18 protein-coding genes are annotated in these 20,761 nt (G+C 71.7%); 7 read left to right on the plus strand and 11 right to left on the minus strand.

The window, feature by feature from the left end; genetic code table 11:
* Positions 1-39 precede the first annotated feature (39 nt).
* Positions 40-795 (minus strand): ABC transporter ATP-binding protein, encoded by a 756-nt coding sequence (locus ACIBL4_RS15645; RefSeq protein ID WP_099054619.1) that lies wholly within the window; start codon positions 793-795, stop codon positions 40-42.
* Complete coding sequence (locus ACIBL4_RS15650; RefSeq protein WP_399410197.1) at positions 792-1,307, minus strand: PadR family transcriptional regulator; 516 nt, start codon at positions 1,305-1,307, stop codon at positions 792-794. Before ACIBL4_RS15650 ends, ACIBL4_RS15645 begins: the two co-directional genes overlap by 4 nt.
* Before the next feature lie 120 nt (positions 1,308-1,427).
* Here ACIBL4_RS15650 and ACIBL4_RS15655 point away from each other — a divergent pair, with 120 nt between their 5' ends.
* From ACIBL4_RS15655 to ACIBL4_RS15675, 5 genes are all read left to right on the plus strand, one after another.
* Positions 1,428-2,699, plus strand: a complete 1,272-nt coding sequence (locus ACIBL4_RS15655; RefSeq protein WP_399410199.1) for an ABC transporter substrate-binding protein — start codon at positions 1,428-1,430, stop codon at positions 2,697-2,699.
* 139 nt (positions 2,700-2,838) lie between these two features.
* Positions 2,839-4,461, plus strand: coding sequence for a glycoside hydrolase family 13 protein (locus ACIBL4_RS15660; protein WP_399410201.1), 1,623 nt, complete (start codon positions 2,839-2,841; stop codon positions 4,459-4,461).
* Between the two features lie 37 nt (positions 4,462-4,498).
* Complete coding sequence (locus ACIBL4_RS15665) at positions 4,499-5,824, plus strand: ABC transporter substrate-binding protein (protein ID WP_399410203.1); 1,326 nt, start codon at positions 4,499-4,501, stop codon at positions 5,822-5,824.
* A 6-nt stretch (positions 5,825-5,830) separates the two neighbouring features.
* The gene (locus ACIBL4_RS15670) at positions 5,831-7,192 is read left to right on the plus strand and encodes a carbohydrate ABC transporter permease (protein ID WP_399410205.1); all 1,362 of its coding nucleotides are present in this window, start codon (positions 5,831-5,833) and stop codon (positions 7,190-7,192) included.
* Positions 7,189-8,028, plus strand: a complete 840-nt coding sequence (locus ACIBL4_RS15675) for a carbohydrate ABC transporter permease (RefSeq protein WP_020273243.1) — start codon at positions 7,189-7,191, stop codon at positions 8,026-8,028. The genes ACIBL4_RS15670 and ACIBL4_RS15675 overlap by 4 nt, the downstream gene beginning before the upstream one ends.
* 293 nt (positions 8,029-8,321) lie before the next feature.
* On the opposite strand, the gene ACIBL4_RS15680 is transcribed toward ACIBL4_RS15675, so the two are convergent.
* The 4 genes from ACIBL4_RS15680 to ACIBL4_RS15695 form a co-directional block, all read right to left on the minus strand.
* Entirely contained in the window at positions 8,322-9,824 is a 1,503-nt protein-coding gene (locus tag ACIBL4_RS15680; RefSeq protein WP_399410208.1) for a condensation domain-containing protein, read from the minus strand.
* On the minus strand, positions 9,821-10,279 hold the full coding sequence (locus ACIBL4_RS15685) for an acyl carrier protein (protein ID WP_399410210.1): 459 nt from the start codon (positions 10,277-10,279) through the stop codon (positions 9,821-9,823). The genes ACIBL4_RS15680 and ACIBL4_RS15685 overlap by 4 nt, the downstream gene beginning before the upstream one ends.
* Positions 10,276-12,858 (minus strand): amino acid adenylation domain-containing protein, encoded by a 2,583-nt coding sequence (locus tag ACIBL4_RS15690; RefSeq protein WP_399410212.1) that lies wholly within the window; start codon positions 12,856-12,858, stop codon positions 10,276-10,278. The genes ACIBL4_RS15685 and ACIBL4_RS15690 overlap by 4 nt, the downstream gene beginning before the upstream one ends.
* 88 nt (positions 12,859-12,946) lie before the next feature.
* Entirely contained in the window at positions 12,947-13,450 is a 504-nt protein-coding gene (locus ACIBL4_RS15695) for a hypothetical protein (protein WP_399410214.1), read from the minus strand.
* Positions 13,451-13,994: 544 nt separating this feature from the next.
* Here ACIBL4_RS15695 and ACIBL4_RS15700 point away from each other — a divergent pair.
* A complete protein-coding gene (locus tag ACIBL4_RS15700) occupies positions 13,995-15,026 on the plus strand; it encodes a hypothetical protein (RefSeq protein WP_399410216.1) in 1,032 nt (343 codons plus the stop codon).
* Between the two features lie 45 nt (positions 15,027-15,071).
* On the opposite strand, the gene ACIBL4_RS15705 is transcribed toward ACIBL4_RS15700, so the two are convergent.
* From ACIBL4_RS15705 to ACIBL4_RS15720, 4 genes are all read right to left on the minus strand, one after another.
* A complete protein-coding gene (locus tag ACIBL4_RS15705) occupies positions 15,072-16,199 on the minus strand; it encodes a prephenate dehydrogenase (protein WP_399410221.1) in 1,128 nt (375 codons plus the stop codon).
* A gap of 2 nt (positions 16,200-16,201) precedes the next feature.
* Positions 16,202-17,272 carry a methyltransferase domain-containing protein gene (locus tag ACIBL4_RS15710; protein WP_399410223.1) on the minus strand — a complete coding sequence of 357 codons (1,071 nt, stop codon included), beginning with the start codon at positions 17,270-17,272 and terminating at the stop codon, positions 16,202-16,204.
* A gap of 74 nt (positions 17,273-17,346) precedes the next feature.
* The gene (locus tag ACIBL4_RS15715) at positions 17,347-17,982 is read right to left on the minus strand and encodes an LmbU family transcriptional regulator (RefSeq protein WP_399410225.1); all 636 of its coding nucleotides are present in this window, start codon (positions 17,980-17,982) and stop codon (positions 17,347-17,349) included.
* 52 nt (positions 17,983-18,034) lie between these two features.
* Positions 18,035-18,226 carry a hypothetical protein gene (locus ACIBL4_RS15720; RefSeq protein ID WP_399410227.1) on the minus strand — a complete coding sequence of 64 codons (192 nt, stop codon included), beginning with the start codon at positions 18,224-18,226 and terminating at the stop codon, positions 18,035-18,037.
* A 112-nt stretch (positions 18,227-18,338) separates the two neighbouring features.
* On the opposite strand from ACIBL4_RS15720, the gene ACIBL4_RS15725 reads away from it, so the two are divergent.
* Positions 18,339-19,334: a LuxR C-terminal-related transcriptional regulator gene (locus ACIBL4_RS15725; RefSeq protein ID WP_399410229.1), complete on the plus strand. Its 996-nt coding sequence runs from the start codon at positions 18,339-18,341 to the stop codon at positions 19,332-19,334.
* A gap of 88 nt (positions 19,335-19,422) precedes the next feature.
* On the opposite strand, the gene ACIBL4_RS15730 is transcribed toward ACIBL4_RS15725, so the two are convergent.
* Complete coding sequence (locus tag ACIBL4_RS15730) at positions 19,423-20,739, minus strand: MFS transporter (RefSeq protein WP_399410231.1); 1,317 nt, start codon at positions 20,737-20,739, stop codon at positions 19,423-19,425.
* Between the last annotated feature and the right edge of the window lie 22 nt (positions 20,740-20,761).

The raw sequence follows: 20,761 nt of genomic DNA on the forward strand, positions 1-20,761 counted from the left end.
CTCGGCCCGCGGAGCGGGCAGTGGTCGTAGGACCGCATGTCAGTCCCTGAGTTCCAGCACGCCGGATATCCCGGCCCGGCGCGGCGGTGTGCCGCCGTCGAGCTCCGCGTCGTCGGCGATCCGGCCGTCGAAGAAGCTGATCACCCGGTCCGCGGCGCTCGCCAGCCGCGCGTCATGGGTGACCAGCAGGATCGTCTGCCCGCGCTGGTGGAAGCGGGTCAGCAGCCGCATCACCTCGCGGGTGCCCTTGCTGTCGAGGCTGCCCGCGGGCTCGTCGGCCAGCAGCAGCGGCGGATGGTTGACCAGCGCCCGGGCCAGGGCGACGCGCTGCTGCTCGCCGCCGGACAGCTCGCCCGGCATGCTGCGCTCCTTGCCCGTCAGACCCAGCTCGGCCAGCAGTTGCTCCCGCTCGGCCCGGGCCCGCTTGGGCGAGGTCCCGGCGAGCAGGGCGGGCAGCTCCACGTTGTCGGCGACGGACAGGTTGGACACGAGGTTGAAGAACTGGAAGACGATCCCGATCCGCTTGCGGCGCTCCACCGCCCAGCGGGCCTCGCTGTAGGTGTCGGTGGACTCGCCGTCGAGCCAGATCCTGCCCGCGTCCGGCCGCTGCAGGCCGCCGAGCAGATGCAGCAGTGTCGACTTCCCGGCGCCGGACGGGCCGGTGATCGCCACGAACTCGCCGGGCCGTACGCACAGGTCGACCCCGCGCACGGCATGGGCGGGCGCGCCCTCGCCGTGGTGCGTCTTCACCAGCCCCTCGGCGCGCAGCACAGGAGCGGGACGGTCGTCGCTCACTCCAGCTCCTCCAGCTCTTCCTGGCACCGCTCCAGCCAGTCGAGATCGGCTTGCAGGTGCAGCATCGCGCCCTCGATCAGCAGGTGGGCGATGCGGTTGTCGCGGTCTTCGGCGGCGGCCAGCTTCGACAGCTGCCGCATGGTGTTCAGGTACTGGCGCCGCTGCTGGTTGATCAGGGAGATCTGGTCGGCGAGCCCGGTCTGCGGGGCGAGCGCCAGTTTCATGAAGAACTCGTCCCGTACCCGCGGCTCGTCCTCGGGCTCCTCGAACCAGGCGCGCAGCGCCTCCCGCCCGGCGTCGGTGAGGTGGTAGACCTTTTTGTTGGGCCGGCTGGACTGCGCCACGTCCTCGCCGTCGATCAGTCCCGACTTCTCGAGGCGGCCGAGGGTCACATAGATCTGGCCGACGTTCGGCTGAGGGTACGCGGAGCCCAGCAGTTGCTCAAGGTCCTGCTTGAGCTCGTAGCCGTGGGCGGGTCCGCGGGCGAGGAGGGCCAGGAGGGGCAGGCGCACGCGTGCAGTCCTCCTGTCCGGTCCAATGTGCTCCAGGCCCTAGTATCGCCCATACCTAACAGGTATACATGCCTCTGTTCCGGGCGAAGATGCCCGTCGCCGGTGTACAGGGAGGAACCTATGCGGTGGATCCATGCCGCGGGTAGGGGCCTTCTCGTTCTCGTCGTGGTCCTGACCGGTTACGTTGCCGCCGGGGCGCAGGCGGGCGAGCCGGCCGGCGGCGGCCGCGGACCGCTCACCCTCGCCACCGCCGGAGACCTTACCGGCTACCTCGGTCCTCTGCTGGAGGGCTGGAACCGCACCCATCCCGGCGAGAAAGTGACCCTCGTCGAGCTGCCGGACTCCGCCGACGAGACCCAGGCCCAGATGGTCACCGACCTGCGCGACGGCGACCGCAGCCGGTTCGACGTGCTCAACATCGACGTCAACTGGACCTCGGAGTTCGCCGCGGCGGGCTGGATCCGGCCGCTGCCCCGCGACCGGTTCCCGCTGAAGACCTTCCTCCCGCCGGTCGTGGACACGGCAACCTACGACGGACAGTTGTACGCCGTCCCGTACGTCACCAACGCCGGCCTGCTCCTCTACCGCAAGGACATCCTCGCCAAGGAGGGCGTCGAACCGCCGCGCACCTGGGCGGAGCTGGAGCGGTACGCGAAGACCATCGCCCCGAAGTACGGCCTCGACGGCTACGCCGGGCAGTTCCTGCCGTACGAGGGCCTCACCGTCAACGCGGCCGAGGCGGTCTACTCGGCGGGCGGCTCGATCCTCGGCGACGAGGGCGAGCGCGTCACCGTCGACTCCGCTGCGGCCCGCGAGGGCATCGGGTTCCTGGCGCGCGGGATCCGTGAAGGCTGGATCCCGAAGGAAGCGCTGACGTACAAGGAGGAGGAGTCCAAGCAGGCCTTCCAGGACGGCCGGCTGCTCTTCCTGCGGAACTGGCCGTACGCCTACGTCGGCGCCTCCGCCCCGGGCTCCGAGGTCGCCGGGAAGGTCGGCGCCGTACCCCTGCCGGGACCGGACGGGCCGGGCACGAGCGTCCTCGGCGGCTCCAACCTGGCCGTCAGCGCGCACGCCCGGCACCCCGACTCGGCCGCCCGCCTGATCGCGTACCTCACCAGCGAGCGCGTCCAGCGCCAGGTCCTCACGCGCGGCGCGCTGCCGCCCGTCCGGGCCGATCTCTACGAGGACCCCGCGCTCATCCGCAGGTTCCCGTATCTGCCGACCCTGCGCGAGAGCGTGCGCACGGCCGCGCCGCGCCCCAAGAGCCCGCGCTACGACCAGGTCAGCCTGGTCGTGCAGGCGGTCGTGCACGACGCGATGGCCGGGCAGCAGACGCCAGGGGCGGCGGTGCGGAGGCTGGCGAGGGAGCTCGCGGCCGTTTCCGGCAGCTAGCTAGTTACGTGTTAGGTAACGCGGACGTCTCACCTTTCTTCAGGATGCCCGGGTAAGTCCATATTTGGTGCATCAACTCGGCAGTAGCTTCCGTACTTTTCGTTGACACCCTCACGACACGCCTACCTAACATGCATGCATGCTGAGTAAGTGCCATTGGTGGCGCGACGCCGTGATCTACCAGGTCTACGTCCGCAGCTTCCTGGACAGCACCGGCGACGGCGTCGGCGATCTCGCCGGGGTCCGGGCCGGACTGCCGTACCTGAAGAAGCTCGGCGTCGACGGGATCTGGCTGAGCCCCTTCTATCCCTCGCCGCAGCACGACCACGGCTACGACGTGGCCGACTACTGCGACGTCGACCCGCTCTTCGGCGACCTCGACGAGTTCGACCTGCTGGTCGGGGCCGCGCGGCGGCTCGGCATCAAGGTGCTGCTCGACATCGTCCCGAACCACTGCTCCAGCGAGCACCCCTGGTTCCGTGAGGCCCTCGCGGCCCCGCCCGGCAGCCCGGCCCGCGCCCGCTTCCACTTCGCCGACGGCCGCGGCCCGGACGGATCGGAGCCGCCCAACAACTGGCACTCCATGTTCGGCGGCCCCGCCTGGAGCCGCGTGACCGAGCCGGACGGCCGGCCCGGCCAGTGGTACCTGCACATGTTCGCGCCCGAGCAGCCCGACTGGAACTGGCGCAACCCCGAGATCGCCGCCGAGTTCGACCGGATCCTCCGCTTCTGGCTGGACCGGGGCATCGACGGCTTCCGCATCGACGTCGCCGCCGGGCTCTTCAAGCACCCGGAGCTGCCCGACTCGGACGACCCGGAGGCCGACGCCCGCACCCGCGACTCGGTCAACCCGCTCGCCTGGAACCAGCCCGAGGTGCACGAGGTGTGGCGGCGCTGGCGCTCCATATGCGAGGAGTACACCGAGCGCGACGGCTGCGAACGCCTCCTCGTCGGCGAGGTCTCCGTCCCGACCGCCCGCGAGCACGCCCAGTACGTCCGCCCCGACGAACTCCACCAGGCCTTCTTCTTCGACCTGCTCAGCGCCCCCTGGGACCCGGACGCCTTCCGGAAGGTCATCTCCGAGGCCATGCAGGACATCGCCGGCACCGGCTCGACCGTCACCTGGGTCCTCAACAACCACGACCAGGTCCGCACCGTCACCCGCTACGGCGAACCCGCCACCGAGGGCAGCGGACTCGGCGCCGCCCGCGCCCGTGCCGCCGCGCTGCTGATGCTGGCGCTGCCCGGAGCCGCGTACATCTACCAGGGCGAGGAGCTCGGCCTGCCCGAGGTCGTGGACCTGCCCGACGACGTGCTCACCGACCCGATCTTCCGCCGCACCGGCAACAGGGCCCGCATCCGCGACGGCTGCCGGGTGCCGCTGCCCTGGTCGGGGCAGGCCTCGCCGTTCGGCTTCACCCCGGGCGTGGAGAGCGCCAAGCCGTGGCTGCCCCAGCCGGAGTACTTCGCCGAGTACGCCACCGACCGCGCCCTCGCCGACACCCGCTCCTTCTGGCACCTGTACCGCGACGGCCTCCAACTGCGCTCCGCCCTGCCCCAGTTGGGCGAGGGCACGCTGCGCTGGCTGGACTCCCCGCCCGGCGTCCTGGCCTTCACCCGCGGCGACGACCTGGTGTGCGCCGTCAACTTCGGTACGGCCCCCACCCCCGCGCCGGTCTCCGGCACCCCCCTGCTCGCCAGCGGCCCCTGCCCGCCCGGAGTGCTCTCCGGCTCGACGGCCGCCTGGTGGATCCGTTCCTGAACGCCCCGCAAGTCAACTCCCCGAAGGGACATCAACGATGATGCGACGACGTACCACCCTGCTCACCGGCTGCACCGCCCTCGTCCTGGCGCTCGGCGCGACCGCCTGCGGCGGCGGACCCGTCTCCGCCGGCGGCGGCGACAAGGCGCTCAGCGGCCAGACGATCACCGTGGCCGGTGTCTGGTCCGGCACCGAGCAGAAGAACTTCCAGAAGGTCCTGGACGCCTTCACCGAGAAGACCGGCGCCAAGACGCAGTTCACGTCCACCGGCGACAACGTCTCCACCGTCGTCGGCAGCAAGATCGAGGGCGGCAACGCCCCCGACGTCGTGATGGTCCCGCAGGTCGGCGTGCTCAAGCAGTTCGCGCAGAAGGGCTGGCTCAAGCCGCTGTCGAAGAAGACCGAGCAGGCCGTGGACGAGGGCTACGCCCCCGTGTGGAAGGAGTACGGCAGCGTCGACGGCACCCTCTACGGCCTGTACTTCAAGGCCGCCCACAAGTCGACCGTCTGGTACAGCCCCGACGCCCTCGAACAGGCCGGTGTGAAGCCGCCGAAGAGCTACGACGAGATGCTGAAGGCCGGGCAGACCGTGTCCGACTCCGGACTCGCCGCGTTCTCCGTCGCCGGGCAGGACGGCTGGACCCTCACCGACTGGTTCGAGAACGTCTACCTCTCCCAGGCCGGACCCGAGAAGTACGACGCCCTCGCCGCGCACAAGCTGAAGTGGACGGACGCGTCGGTCGTCGACGCCCTCACCACCCTCGGCAAGCTCTTCAAGGACAAGCAGCTCATCGCCGGCGGCCAGAAGGGCGCCCTGAACACCGACTTCCCCGGCTCGGTGGAGAAGGTGTTCGGCCCGAAGCCCGAGGCCGGCATGGTCTACGAGGGCGACTTCGTCGCCGGCGTCGCCAAGGACCAGTTCGGCAAGAAGGTCGGCGAGGACGCGAACTTCTTCCCGTTCCCGGCGGTCGCCGGAGGCGAGGCACCGGTCGTCAGCGGCGGTGACGCGGCCGTCGTCCTCAAGGACGGCAAGAACCAGAAGGCCGCCCAGGCCCTCCTGGAGTTCCTGGCGACCCCCGAGGCCTCGGCCGTGTGGGCGGAGGCGGGTGGCTTCCTCTCCCCGAACAAGAAGCTCGACCTCGCCTCCTACGGCGACGACGTCACCCGCGCCACCGCCAAGTCCCTCGTCCAGGCCGGGGACTCCGTCCGCTTCGACATGTCCGACCAGGCCCCGGCGGCCTTCGGCGGCACCAAGGGCACCGGCGAGTGGAAGCTGCTCCAGGACTTCCTGCGCGACCCGTCGGACCCGAAGGGCACCGCGGCGAAGCTGGAGGCCGCGGCGGCCAAGGCGTACCAGGACTGATCCGCCATGACAGCGACCCTCGTCAAAGAGACGAACCCCCCACCGCCCGTCACGGTCGCCGACCGCACCCGGCGGCTGCGCCGGCGCGGAAAGATCGTCGCCCTGCTGTTCGTACTGCCCGCCCTGCTGCTGCTCGGCGCGCTCGTCGTCTACCCCGTGCTGTTCAGCATCGGCCGCAGCTTCTTCGACGCCTCCGGGACGACCTTCGTCGGCGGCGAGAACTACACCGAGATGTTCCGCGACCCGGCGACCCTCACGGCCGTGCGCAACACGGCCATCTGGGTCGTCGTGGCCCCGGCCCTGCTGACCGGACTCGGGCTGATCCTGGCCGTCCTGGTGGAGAAGGTCCGCTGGGCCACCGCCTTCAAGCTGCTCCTTTTCATGCCGATGGCGGTCTCCTTCCTCGCCGCCGGCATCATCTTCCGGCTCGCCTACGACGAGGATCCCGACAAGGGCGTCCTGAACGCCGCGGTCGTCTCCGTCCACGACGCCTTCAAGGCCGAGTCCTCGTACCCGACGGCCCGGGCACGGGACGGGCAGGGCCTGACGAAGGACAAGGACGGTTCGTACCGCACCAGTTCGAGCGTGTCCCCGGGCGACGCGGTGACGCTGGGCCTGGTCGGGGTGCTGCCCGGCGACCTGCCCGGCGGGACCGAACCCGCGTACGCGGCGGCGGGAAAGAAGGCCGCCCCCGACGAACTGCGCGGCGTGGTCTACCTGGACTTCACGCCCGGCGGGGGAGGGGAGCAGGGCAAGGTCGACCGGCGGGAGAGCGGACTGCCGCAGATGAAGGTCGAGGCGGTACGCGACGGCAGGACGGCCGCCACGGCGACCACCGCCTCCGACGGCTCCTTCCGCTTCGAGGGCCTCGCACCGGGCTCCTACGAGGTGAAACTGCCGGCGTCCAACTTCGCCCCGCCCTACGAAGGCGTCTCCTGGCTCGGACCGGCGCTCGTCACACCGGCGATCATCGGGGCCTACCTGTGGATCTGGACCGGCTTCGCCATGGTGCTGATCGGGGCCGGCCTGTCCACGCTGCCGCGGGACGCGCTGGAGGCGGCACGGATCGACGGCGCGAACGAGTGGCAGATCTTCCGGCGGATCACGGTCCCGCTGCTGGCCCCGGTCCTCACGGTCGTCTTCGTCACTCTCGTCATCAACGTGATGAAGGTCTTCGACCTCGTCTACATCATCGCGCCCGGGCCCGTACAGGAGGACGCGACCGTCCTCGCGACGCAGATGTGGCTGGTGTCGTTCGGCGGCGGCAACAACCAGGGGCTCGGCAGCGCGCTCGGAGTGCTGCTCCTGCTGCTGGTGGTCCCGGCCATGGTGTTCAACGTCCGCCGCTTCCGAAGGAGTCAACGATGAACGCGGTCCGGCGCGGGTTGGGCAACGGGGTCGTCCAGGCCTTCCTCGTGGTGATCGGCCTGGTGTGGATGACGCCGCTGGCCGGGCTGTTCCTGTCCTCCCTGCGGTCCGCCGAGGACACGGCGAAGGGCGGCTGGTGGACGGTGTTCTCCAGCCCAGGGCAGCTGTCCTTCGACAACTACTCCTCGCTGTTGCAGAACTCGGGCATCACGCAGGCGTTCTGGAACACGGTGCTGATCTCGGTGCCCACGACGGTGCTGGTCGTGGTGATCGCGGCGCTCGCCGGCTACGCGTTCGCGTGGCTGGACTTCCCCGGGCGGGAAGCGGTCTTCCTGGTCGTGGTCGCGCTGCTGGTGGTGCCCGTGCAGATCGGGCTGCTGCCGGTCGCCAAACTCTTCGGTCAGCTGGGCCTGTTCGGCACGATCCCCGGGGTCGTCCTCTTCCACGTGGCCTACGGCCTGCCGTTCGCGGTGTTCCTGCTGCGGAACTACTTCGCCGAGATGCCGAAGGAGATGCTGGAGGCGGCCCGGATGGACGGCGGCAGCGAATGGCGTATCTTCACGCGGCTCGTGCTGCCCGTGGGGCGGCCGGCGATCGCCTCCCTGGCCATCTTCCAGTTCCTGTGGGTGTGGAACGACATGCTGGTGGCGCTGCTGTTCGCGGACAGCTCCTCACAGCCGCTGACGGTGGAACTCCAGTCGCAGATACGGCAGTTCGGCAGCAACATCGACGTCCTGGCGCCCGGGGCGTTCGTGTCCCTGGTCGTGCCTGTCGTCGTGTTCTTCGCGTTCCAGAGGCACTTCGTGCAGGGGGTCATGGCGGGGTCGGTGAAGTAGCCGCCGGCTCCGGAGCGCGGCACGCGCCCAGGGGTGTCCGCGAAGTCCCGTTGTTCGCCCGGAGGGCGGCCCCGCGGCGCTCGGTGCGTGCTCTCGGCGGGCCGGGCGGACGCCCGTGCACTGGTTGTACGCGGGGCCCGGGCGTGAAGAGCGCGTCGTCGCTCGTCACCACGCGCCGCCGTTCGCGCGGTGCGGCGAGAGGGCCGGACGACGCCGTCCCGGACAGAGGGCGAGGACATGCCGGCCCATGCGGTGCGCCCCCGGTCACGTCACCGGCCAGGCCCGCCGGCCGGTCACGACGGGACCGTGCGCGGCCCGCCACCGGCCGGGGCGGGTCCGGCCGGGGCGCGGGCCGCCCAGAGGTCGGCGAGGGGGCCGTCGATGTTGTTCCACTCGGTCAGCAACCGGGTGTGCTCCTCCGCTGAGAGGATGCCGATGGACGCGACCGGCCGGTCGGGGTCGGCGGTGCACGCCCGGACCATGCGCACCAGGCGCTCCGCCATCGCCCGCACGGACGCCTCCTCGAACAGGTCGGTGGCGTAGTGCAGCGACCCCTCCATGCCCGGCGACCGTCCGCCGGAAACCGGCGCCGCGTCATGGGCGGCGTCAGGCGCGGTGTCGTGCGCGGAGAACACCAGCGCGAGGTCGAACTTCGCCACCCCGGTGTCGACCTCCTCCACGCGGACCTGGAGACCCGGCAGCGACAGGTCGTTCCGGCCCGCGTTCTGGTAGGCCAGCATCACCTGGAACAGCGGGTGGTGGCTCAGCGAGCGGGTGGGCTTGAGCGCGTCCACCAGGCGGTCGAAGGGACAGTCCTGGTGTGCGTGGGCCGAGAGGTTCGTGTCCCTGGTCCTGAGCACCAGCTCACGGAACGTCGGGTTGCCCGAGGTGTCGGTCCGCAGCACCAGGGTGTTGCTGAAGTACCCGATCAGGTCGTCCAGGGAATCGTCCGTGCGCCCGGAGAACGCCGCGCCCAGCGGCACGTCCGTGCCCGCCCCCAGGCGGGTCAGCAACGCGGCGACGACGGCCTGGACGGTCGTGAACACCGTCGTGCCGGTCTCTCGCGCGAGGGCGACCAGGCGCGCCTGGGTCCCCCCGTCCCAGCCGAACGGCACTCGGTGTCCCCGGCCGGACGCCACGGCTGGTCTGGGGTGGTCGGCCGGCAGGGCGATCACCTCCGGAAGCCCCGCCAACTCCGCTTCCCAGTAGGACAGGTGCGCGGCCATCTCGCTGTCCGGGTCGTCCTGGTCGCCCAGCACCTTCCGTTGCCGCGCCGCGTAGTCCGCGTACTGCACCGGCAGGGGCTCCCAGTCCGGTGCGGAGCCGGCGAGGCGGGCCGCGTAGGCCTCGGAGAGCTGCCGGATGAGCGGGGTGGACGACCAGTCGTCGGTGGCGATGTGGTGGACCAGCACCAGCAGGACGTGCTCGTCCGGCCCGACGCCCAGCAGCGTGGCGCGCAGCGGCGGGTTGATGGCGAGGTCGAAGGTGCGCCGGACCTCCCGCCGCAGCACCGCGGGCAGTTCGGCGGCGGTGACGGTGCGCCGGTGCAGGACGGGGCGCGCCGCGGGGCCGTCGAGTACGTGCTGCACAGGGTCGCCGTCGACGTCGGGGAAGACCGTACGGAGGCTCTCGTGCCGTACTACGACGTCCCCGACGGCGGCCTCCAACGCCGCCGCGTCGAGCGGCCCGGTCAGCCGGAGGACCAGGGGCACGTTGTACAGCGGCCCGGGCACCGCCACCTGGTGGTGGAACCACATCCGGCGCTGGGCGTACGACAAGGGCATGCGCGGGCTCACTCGGCCTCCTGCTTCCGGGCGCGCGGACGCAACGACGGCCGGGCCCTCCTGGCGCCCGCCGCACGTTCGGCGAGGGCGGCGACGGTGGGCGTCTCGAACACCGCTCGGATGGGCAATTCCACCCCGAGTGCCGTCCGTACCATGCTGATCAGACGCGTGGCGAGCAGCGAATGGCCGCCCAGCTCCAAGAGGTCGTCGTCCACCTCGCGCAGGGGCACGGCGGCGTGGCCGATCGCCGGGTGGTGTGCCAGCACCGCCTCGATCGCCTCCACGGGCAGACCCGGCGGCAGCGGGCCCGGCGGAAGGGGATCGCCGGGCATGACGTGGTGTGCTGAGCAGCTGTCCAGGACCTCCCCCTGGAGCGCCTCCCCGCCGAGTCGGCCGGCCACCGCGTGGGCGTCGCCGGCCGCGACTCCCAGGACGACCAGCGGCCCCCGGCGGCGTTCGGCGCTCATCCGGTGCTCACCGGCCCGGCGGCGGACGTGGTGCCCCCGTCGAGGGCGGCGAGCGTCCGGGCGACCGTCGCGGCGATCCGGGCCAGCGGCTCGGGCCCCGTCATGTCCAGGTGGGCGCAGTCCACACGGTGCTCGGCGACCGTGCCGGTGACGTACGGCAGCCAGTCCTGCCACACGGGCGCGTCGGCCTCCCGCTCCCGCGTGGCCGTCACGAACGTCAGGTCGCCGCGGTAGCGCCCGGGCGTGAACTCCCGCATCATCGCGGCGTTACGCATCATCGAACGGTGGACCGCCGCCACCTCGCCGTCGTCGAGGGGCACCGACATGCCCGCGTACCGGCGCAGTTCGGCGGCCCGGTCCTCGGGGGCCCCCGAGGCGACCGGCGTGTACCGCCCGCTGTCGCCGGCGCCCTCCACGGGGTAACCGTCGAGGAGGCACAGCAGGCCGACCTCCTCGCCCAGCGCCTGGAGCCGTACCGCCATCTCGTGCGCGACCAGACCCCCGAACGACCAGCCGAGCAGGTGGTACGGGCCGTGCGGCCGCACCTCCCGGATCTGCTCGACGTAGTGGGCCGCCAGGTCCCCGATCCCTTCGCCTGCGCGCGCTGGGGCCAGCAGCGCCGGGTCCTGAAGTCCGTAGACCGGCCGGCCCGGCCCTATGAGCCGGGGCAACCCCGCGTAGCACCAGCTCGTGCCGGCGACGGGATGGACGCAGAACAGGGGCGATCCGGTGCCGCCGGTGCGCAGCGGGAGCAGTGTCTCCAGACCGCTCGTCGCGCCGGACGCGCCGGCCGTCCCGTCGAGCGAGGCGGCGAGCCCCGCGACGGTCGGGGTGTCGAAGAGCTGGCGGACCGGCAGATCGACGCCGAGGGTGGCGCGGACGCGGCTGATCAGCCGGGTCGCCAGCAGCGAGTGACCGCCCAGGTCGAAGAAACCGCTGTGGACGCCCACTTCCGGCACCCCGAGCACCTCCGCGAACAGCTCGCCGAGAAGCTGCTCCCGCACGGACCCGGGCGGCCGGTCGTCGTCCGGGCCCGCCTCGGGCGGGCTCGGCAGGGCCCGCACGTCCACCTTGCCGTTGGCGTTCAGCGGCAGCGCGGCGATCTCCACGTACTGCGCCGGGACCATGTGGTCGGGTAGCAGCCGTGCCGTGTGGTCGCGCAGCGCGGCACCGTCGATGCCGCCGGGGCCGGACGGTACGGCGTAGGCGATCAGCCGGCGCTGCCCCGGCCGGTCCTCGCGGGCGACGACGACGGCCCTGGACACCGATGGGTGGGTGGTGAGTGCGGTTTCGATCTCGGCGGGTTCGATGCGGAAGCCGCGGATCTTGATCTGGTCGTCGGTGCGGCCGAGGTAGGTGAGGTGTCCTTGGGGGGTCCAGCGGGCGAGGTCTCCGGTGCGGTACATGCGTTGGCCGGGGTGGAAGGGGTTGGCGGTGAAGCGTTGGGCGGTGAGGGCGGGTTGGTGGTGGTAGCCGCGGGCGAGGCCGTCGCCGGCGATGTAGAGCTCGCCGGGTACGCCGGGGGGGACGAGGTTGAGGTGGGGGTCGAGGAGGTAGAGGTGGACGCCGGGCAGGGGGCGTCCGATGGTGGGGGCGGCGGGCCAGTTCGCGGGGTCTCCGGTGAGGATGGTGGAGGAGGCGTGGTGGGTTTCGGAGGGGCCGTACTGGTTCTCCAGGACCACCCCGTCCAGCGCCCCCAGGAACGCCCGGGTCTGCGGGGTCAGCGACAGGGTGTCCCCGGAGGCGAACAGGTGCGTCAGGGCCAGGTCCCGCGGCCGTTCCGCCCAGGAGATCGCCAGTTGGGCGAGGAGCGCGGGGGGCAGGTACAGCCGCTGGACGTGCTCGGTGGCCAGCAAGTCCAGCAGCCGCTCGGGATCCTGCCGCACGGCCTCCTCGACGAGGACCAGCCGGCCACCCCTGACCAGGGTCGCGAAGATCTCCAGGAACGATACGTCGAAGCCGACCGAGGCGAGCTGGAGGCACACCACCGGGTCGTCGCCCAGGTACTGGTCCCGGTGGCGGTCGAAGCGTACGACGTTGGCGATGGTGCGCCAGTCGACGGCGATGCCCTTGGGGGTGCCGGTGGAGCCGGAGGTGTAGATCACGTACATCAGTGACCGCTCGTGGCGGGTGACCGGCGGTGGGCCGGCCGTGACCGGTCCGGCGGGTTGGGCGGTGCTGTCGTGGAGCACGGTCGGACAGGTGCCGGTGGGGAGCGCCGCGGTGAACGCCGGACTGGTGAGCAGGAGTTTCGCGCCCGCGTCGCGGACCATGAACGTCAGTCGTTCGGCGGGGAGTTCGGGTACCAGGGGCAGGTAGGCCGCTCCGGCCTTCAGTACGCCGAGCAGGCCCACGACGGCGTCGACGCCCCGGCCCAGGCACACCCCCACCACGTCCTCGGGGCCTGTCCCGGCGTCGTGGAGCACACCGGCCAGGTGGTCGGCCCGCGCGTCCAGCTCGCCGTACGTCAGCCGCTCCCCACCGCACACCAGCGCCACCGCGCCCGGATCCATCCCCACCCGCGCCTCGAACAACGTCAGCGGATGGCCGCCGTACTCGTGAATGCCGTGCTTCCTCATCGCCCACGCTCCGTCGGTTTCACTGCGTCCACACAGGTCATCGCCCCTCGGCACCGGGGGCCGGGCCCCGGGGTGTTCCACCGTCACGTCAGGGCGCACCCGTGCTCGGCGTGGCGCCGGCCGACCGGCGGATGTCGGCGGGGACGTTGACACGGCGCAGCCGGCGGGCGGTGCCGTCGTCCCGGGCCGTGAAGGGACGCCGGCCGTGCACGGCCCGTTCGCTGCCGGTGATCAGCAGGTCGCCGGGGCCGGCCACGACTTCCCGCAGGCTCGCGTCGATGCCCTGGCACGAGGGTCCGCAGGGCCCTCGCCGGCTCTCCCTCGTGCGGGTCGTCCGCATGAAGGCGGGGTCCACGCAGACCATGGCCGTCTCGGCTCGACCGGGCAGCACGGCGGTACGCGTCCTCGTCGTGCCGGTCGAGGCTCCCGACGGAGCTGGAACCGGGCTGCCGCGTCTTAGCTGACCGGTGAGGCGGAAGGAGTTCAGCCGTGCCTCCACCAGCACGGGCACCTCATGGGCCCGGAGTGCCACCGTGTCGAGCCGCCGTTCCAGCGGTACGTCGGGTGACGAATCCAGTGCGGTGTCGGCCAACTCTTGGAGTGCCGTTCTCTCGGACCCGCTCGGCTCCAGGCACGGAGCTCCGTCGGTGGCATTCGGAAGCAGTACCTCCGCGAGGGCCTCGGTTATCGATTCCACAGCGGTACCCATAAATGTCATCCCCTCGGGTCGGTTCGGCTTCCACCTTTCCCAACTTTCCTGAAGTTGCGGCCAGGTGTCTTTTCCTTCCAGGCGATGCACCCCACAGGAACTTATAGGACCCGACCGGCGCGATGGCCCGGCCGGCAAGGGAATTCCGGCCGGGTGGAAAAGTCGATATGGTCTCGCCGGCGAGACGGAGACTGCGGTCGGCGGAAGTTCACGGAAAAGGCAGGGAATAACGATGGCATTCATTCACCGCCCCGGTCCCCCAGGGGAAACCCTGTGCCCCGTTTCTGCCCTGTTGTCCTGGTCGGGCTGGGGGCACCGATTCGTTCCGGGACATGTTCCCCCGGCCTTCCCCCACGGCACCGCCGACCACGGGCCACCGCCGGGACGCAACGGCCCGCCGGATCCCCCCGCCCCGCTGGACGCCCGGGTGCAGCCCCCGGAGGTCACCCGCACCATGGTCTGGCTCCTCCTCGGCCGCACACCGCCACCGCGGGCGGCCCACGACGCCACACCGCACGGCACGTTCGTCGACCACTGGAACAGGGGTTTCACCGCCGTCGTACCGCGAGACACCGACCGCGCACCGCTGGCACACGTGGTCGGGGCCGCAGCCGGCCAAGGCCACGCCTGGTGCCGGGACGGGTCCCGGGCCTGGCGGACGGCGCCCGCCGTCGACGTACTGCGCCAGTTGCGGCTCGCCCCGGCGTGCCTGTCCCTCCGGACGGTCACGCCGACCGCTGGCGACCTGCCCCGCCTGGCCGAGGCACTGCACCAACACGTGAGCCTGCGGGCCCTGGTCCGGGCCAACACCCTGGGTACGACACGGCTGCTCGCCCTGCTCGCCGAGCAGGGCGGGGGTGCCGCCGCACCGGGGCCCCCGGCCGGGTCCGCCGGGCATCCGCTCGGGGTCCCGTACGTCCGGCTCCGCTCCTGGCAGCTCGTCCTCGCGTCGGCCGACCAGATCACCGACGAGGGCGCCCGGCTGGCCCACGCGGCCGTGCACCGGCGACGGCTCCCCGCGGACCACGTCGTACGGCAGTTGCTGTGCTTGCACCGCGCGGCCTTCGTCGCCGAACGCCAGCAGGCCCTGCTCCCCGCGGAACGGCCGTCCCAGGACCGGCTCGCCGTCACCGCCGCCGGTGCGGACACCGGCGGTACGGCCGCCGCTCACGTCCGGGCCATCCGGGCCCACCGCCTGGCGGCGGAACGCGCTCCCGGCGATGCGCCCGCGAGCGCGACCGTCGTCGCGGACGCCCTGGCGCGCGCCTGGTGGAACGTCGCCTCGCTGTTCCTCGACCTCGCGGAGCGGACCGGCTCGGTGGCCCCGGCGCAGGAGTGCGACGCCCCGTTCTGGCACGCCCTGGCCGAACTCCGGACGCCGCCCGGCCGGTACGGCACGGACGACGACGGGGTGGCGGTTGCCGCCCGGTGGCTGGAGCGGGAGTTCCGGACCGCGTAGCGGCGGGCACCCGGCCGCCGGGCCCTCGCCGCCACGCCGGGGCCGTCACCGGTCGCAGAACCCGCCGACCGGGTACGACGGCGGCCCCGTCACCTCCCAGCCCCTCAGCCGCAGTTCCCCGGCGAGGTGGTGCGCCCGCCCACGGACCACGAACACCCGGACCCGGCCGACCCGCCGTCCGGTGGAGTGCTCCAGGTCCAGGTCCTCGATGTCGCAACCGACGGCCGCCACGTCGGCGAACAGCCGGGCGAGTTCACCGCGGCTGTCCCCGACGTCCACCTCCACGGCCGGGTGCGCCGGCTCCGGCACGCCGTACGGGCCGGGGATCCCCGAACGGCCGGCCACACCCCGCTCCAGCGAGGTGCTCAGTCGGTCCCCGCCGCGGACGCGCACGTCCGTGTCACCGCGCGAGCGGGCCAGTTCGCGCAGGGAGCAGGCCGCCTCCAGCACATCGGCCGCGAAGGCCTCCAGTACGGCGGCCACCGGACCGGCGTTCGCGGCCAGGACGTCGGCCCACAGGGCCGGGCTGCCGCCCGCGAGCCGGGTGAAGTCTCGCAGCCCGTGCCGGGCCAGCCGCAGCACGGACTGGTCCACGTCCACAAGACGGGCGGCGGCGAGACTGCACAGCAGGTGCGGGGCGTGCGACACCAGCGCCATGGCCCGGTCGTGCGCCTCCGCGTCCAGGAGGACCGAGGTCGCACCGCATGACGCCACCAGTTCCAAGGCGCAGTTGAGCGCCGCCGTACTGGTGGCCTCGCTCGGGACGAGGACCCAGGGCCGGCCCTCGAAGAGGTCCGCACGGGCGGTGAGCGGACCCGACCGCTCACCGCCCGCCAGCGGATGCCCGCCCACCATGGAGGCGAGGTCGCACCCGAGGGCCTCGGCCTCCCGCCCGGGGAGGGCCTTCACCCCCGCGACGTCGGTGTAGAAGCGGGCGACGCCATCTTTCTGCAACGACGCGAGCACGGGTGCCACCTGCGTCGGCGGTACGGCCAGCACGGCGAGGTCCACGACGCCGTCAGGCCGCTCCGTCGTCCCGGCGCCCAGCGCCTCCGCTGTCCGCGCCGCCGCGGGATCGGCGTCGACCAGATGGGTCACGATGCCACCGGCCCGCAGGGCGAGGGCGACGGACGTGCCGATCAGACCCGTGCCCACGATGGCTGCGCTGTGCACGACTACCCCTGGGGCACGAGGTCGTAGAAGCACATGCGCGGTCCCGCCGTGGCCTGGGTGAGTACGCGCCGGCAGGTCAGCCCGGTCTGCTCGAAGATCGCCGCCCACGCCGTGCGGTCCACCGGGAACCCCTGGTTGGTGAGGACGTGCATCAGGAAGAAGTCCGAGTCGTTCTCCCGGTCGTCGTAGTACGGCTCGGGTTCCCCGATGAGCAGCATCTTCTCGCCGGTGAGGTACGCGGCATAGGCGTCGAGGATGTCCACCACCGCCTTGTCGCCGTCCCGGAAGTGCTCGTGCAGCACGCCGATGCCGCTGATGACCTCGGCCCCGTGGCACACCTCCGGCCACGTGGTGGGGTCGAACGCGTTGGCGACGACGAACTCCAGACGGTCCTCCAGACCGTGGCGGCGGGCGAGGTCACGGGCCACCTCGACGGCCGCAGGGGCGATGTCGACCCCCACACCGGTGATTCCGGGGTCGCTCAGACAGGCGTCCACGAGGAGCTGGCCGGCGCCGCAGCCGAGGTCCGGGACGCGCTTGGCGCCGCGGTCGCGCATGGCCTCCAGGATGATCGGCGTGTAGTACTTGGCGAACACGGTGCCGCAGTGTCGGCTGAGCGGGCCGTTACTGCGATGTACGTCCTCGCCGTACACGGCGGCTCCCGTCAGCAGATCGGCGGTGCGGCGGGTGACCGGGCCGTACGCCTCCACGTAGAAGCCGAGGCGCGCCAGCGAGATCTCGGACGTCAACGCCTTCCCCCGGTGCGTCAGGTGGTACGAGCCCTGCCACTGCTCCAGCAGGCCGCGGACGACGAGGTAGCGCAGGACGTTCTCCCCGACCCGCTGGTTCATGCCCTGGAGGAGGCCGGTGTCCACGCTTCGCCTGCCGTCGCGCAGCCGGTCGAGGATCCCGGTTTCCGCGATCGCCTGGATGACATGGCAGAGGTGCATGGCGCTGATCAGGTCCGGCATCGAGGACGCCTGGAACTGCTGCCAGGTGTCGATCAGCGACTCGTCGCGCAGTTCCAGGTATTCGGTCCCGGCCGTTACCGCGCCACCGCGTACGCTTTCCACAGGTATTGCACTCCTCCGTATTACCGAGTGGACACATTCCCGTTGCGGAACGTGCTGGTGCCGGCCCGGAAGGCTCATGCCGCACTGTCGAGTACGGCGGATATCCATTCCGTCAGGCTCTTGCTGCTCCGCTGGGCGGCTTCCTCCCAGCGCTTGATGCGCGCCTCCTCCATCCGGAGGCTCAGGCTGATCTCCGTCCGGCCTGCCGGTGGTTCGTCCGGAGCCGTACTGGCCTTGATCTGTCGACGCAGCTCGTTCTTCGACCACTTCAGGCGCACGGCGAAGTCCAGCCAGTGGTCCTGCTGGTCCTCCGGCAGCGACGCCACCTCCATGTGGTGCTGGAACGTGAGATTCTCGCGCCGGCGCTGCGGAATGAATTTCCTCGCCACCCATGCGTAATTACGCAGGGTCTGGTAGTCGAGCAGTGTCTCCTTCATGGCCTGCTGGTACCGGTCACGGTATTTCTGTTGACCGAAAACGAGCCAGTCGCCGATCCACCAGGACGACGAGTCCGACACCGCGAGGATCTGATCCCCGATACGGCACCAGTTCTTCAGCGGGAGGTCCTCCGGGAGCCGCAGCCGCGTGCGTTCCACGGAGGCCGACGGGTCGATGGCGAGGATTCCCGTGCACTGCTGGGCGGGCATGCCGGTGCGGCCCGCGTGACGAGTCGGGGCAGTCAACATTCCGGACGCTGCCTTGGTGTCCATCACATATCCTCACGAAGAAGGGCGCCTCAGGCATACGAGGCGTGCCGTCGATTCAGTTGACGAGTGCGGTGGTGGCGTGCATGTCGAATGAAGAGGAAGGCGTGGTCTTGAGCTGGTTCGGACCCCAGCCGGAGTCGGCCACCACGGCAGGCCGCTCTGCCTGCTCGAACGCGTCTGCGGCCCAGACGGATAAGCACAGGACGGCAACGGCCAGGACGGTGAAATTTCCGATGAACGTGCTCACAGCAAAACCCCCGGTATTCGGTGAGCGGGAATCACTCGCGGGTCTCATGCTGTAGCCGCCGGAAGCCCGGCAGTAAGAAGGGAACACCTGCACAAATGTAAGCTGCAACATTGTGAACGACGTGCAACTGTGCTCAAAATCGGATGAATGCGGCACCGGTGAGGAGGTGGAGCCGTGCGGGGCGGCGCTGCGGTTGTACCAAAGAGCCCTGGCCGAGGGCAGCCTGCCGACGCAGGACGCACGTCCCTGCCTCCTGGGGCTGCGATTGCTGAGCGAGCGGCCCGCCGAGCCCGGCGTCGTCCACCCGGTCCCGCCGACGGCCGCCGCCGTGTCCGTGTTCCGGCCCCTCCGGGAGCGGATGGACCGGTTCCGCAGGACCGAACAGTCCCTTCAGGCGGCGTTCGCGCAGTTCGACGCCGTCTACAACGACACCCGGCTGGGCGAGGAACCGGCGTTCACCCTGCTGGTCGGCGCGAGCGCCATCGGCGACGCCCTGGAGGCCGGGGTCGACGCGTGCCGTGAGGAGCTGCTGACGGCGCAGCCCGGTGGCGGCCGCCCCGTCGAGCACCTGGTCGGCGCCCTGGATCGCGATATGCGGCTGCTGTCCCGGGGCACCCTTCAGCGCACCATCTACCAGCACACGGTCCGCGCCCACCAGCCGACGCTCGCCTACATCGAACAGGTCGTCGCCGCGGGCGCCGAAGTGCGCACCCTCGCCGAGGTGTTCGAGCGGGTCATCATCTGCGACCGCGAGGTGGCCTTCATCCCCGCGTCCGACGACCGCGGCGCCGAGGCGCTCGAAATCCGGCAGCCGGCCGGAGTCCGCTTCCTCGCCCAGACCTTCGACCGCGACTGGGCACGCTCCATACCTGTGGACGAACAGAGCCTCGCGCACCGGCCGTCGGCCGTCATCTCCGACACCCAACGCGCGATCCTGCGAGCCATCGTCGCCGGGGAGACCGACGAGTCGATCGCCCGGAAGCTGGGGATGAGCCGCCGCAGCGTGGCCGTCCACGTGCGGCGCGCTTCAGAGGAGTTGGGCAGCCGCAGCCGCGGCCAGCTCGGCTACCTCATCGCCACCTCCGGAGTCCTCGACACCCCGGGCTGACCCGCAGCGCGGCCTCCCCCGGGGGCTGAACACCCCGCCGCCACGGGGCCGTCCACCCCGTGAGCGCGCCCGCAGCGGCCCGTCCCGGCTACGGCCGCGCCTCGACCCCTGCGTCCGTCCCCGCCTCCGCGCCGGCCGACTCCGCGGCGCCCGCCCCCGGCTCGGGGCGCGTGCGCGCCGCCCGCAGGGCCAGCGAAGCGGCCGCGACCACGCCCACCAGCGCGATGCCCGCGCCGGACAGGCGCAGCGCCCCCACCGCCCCTACGCCGGCCACCAGCGGTCCACCGAGCGCCGTGCCCAGTGGCACCGACAGCACCCGCACGGCGGAACTCGCCGCCAGGGCCTGAGGCAGCAGCGCGCTGGGCGCCGAGCGCTGGAAGAGGGTCGTCGACAGGGACGAGTACGGCGGCCAGAGCAGCCCGGCCACCCCGAAGCAGACGACCGACACGGCCGTCGGGGCACCCAGGCCCAGGGGGAGCATCAGCGCGCCGAAGCCGATGACGATGCCGACCGTCGTGGGCCACAACCGCCACCGGCTGAGGAAGCCGGTGAACACCGAACCCAGCACCGCGCCGATGCCGAAGGCCGTGTAGAACGCCGCCAGCACACCGGCCGAGGCGCGCAGGTCGTCCGACACGTGCAGTGGGAGCGCCACGTACACCGGGCCGAAGAGGAAGAAGAACGCGAAGCTCAGGGTGAGGAGGCCGGACAGCGCGGGGATGCGCCGGATCACAGCGAAACCGGCCGTCCGCGAGGCCGTGTCGTCCTCGGGCTCCGGAACCGCGTCCTCGGGCACGGCGACGAGGAAGGTGACCGCCAGGACGAGGAACGTCGTCGCGTCCACGGCCAGCACTGTCGCCGGGCCCCCGAACACGATCAGCAGTGTGGCCAGCGGCGGCCCCACCACCGTGGCGATCGACCCCACACCGGACAGCACGGCGTTGCCCGCCAGGTGGTCGCGTTCCGGCAGCACCCTGGCGATCAGCGTGTAGACACCCGCCTGACCCCAGGAATGCAGCACGGAGGAGACCGCGAGCAGCGCGACGTACCCCTCGATGCCGAGCGCGCCGAAGGCGTGCAGCACCGGGATGGCGCCTAGCGCGCAGGCCCGCAAGGTCGCGTCCCAGCCTGCCAGTTGGGTGGGCCGGCGGTGGCGCAGGAAGCGGCCGAGCACCAGCGCGCCCGCCGCCCCCGACAGGGTGTAGGCGGCCGCCGCCAGCGCCACCCAGACCCCGCGGTCCGCGGCCGGCGCCAGCTCGATCGCCAGCCAGCTCACCGCCACCACCGCCATGCCGTCACCCAGCGCGGAGACGGCGAACCCCGGCAGGACCCGCCGCAGCGTCGTGTGGCTGATCACCGGCCAGTACGGCGACGAGCGCATCACACGGCTCAGGTCCGGGCCCACGGGTTACCTCCACACATCAACG

This window comes from Streptomyces sp. NPDC050416, assembly GCF_044458845.1.
Lineage (GTDB): Bacteria > Actinomycetota > Actinomycetes > Streptomycetales > Streptomycetaceae > Streptomyces.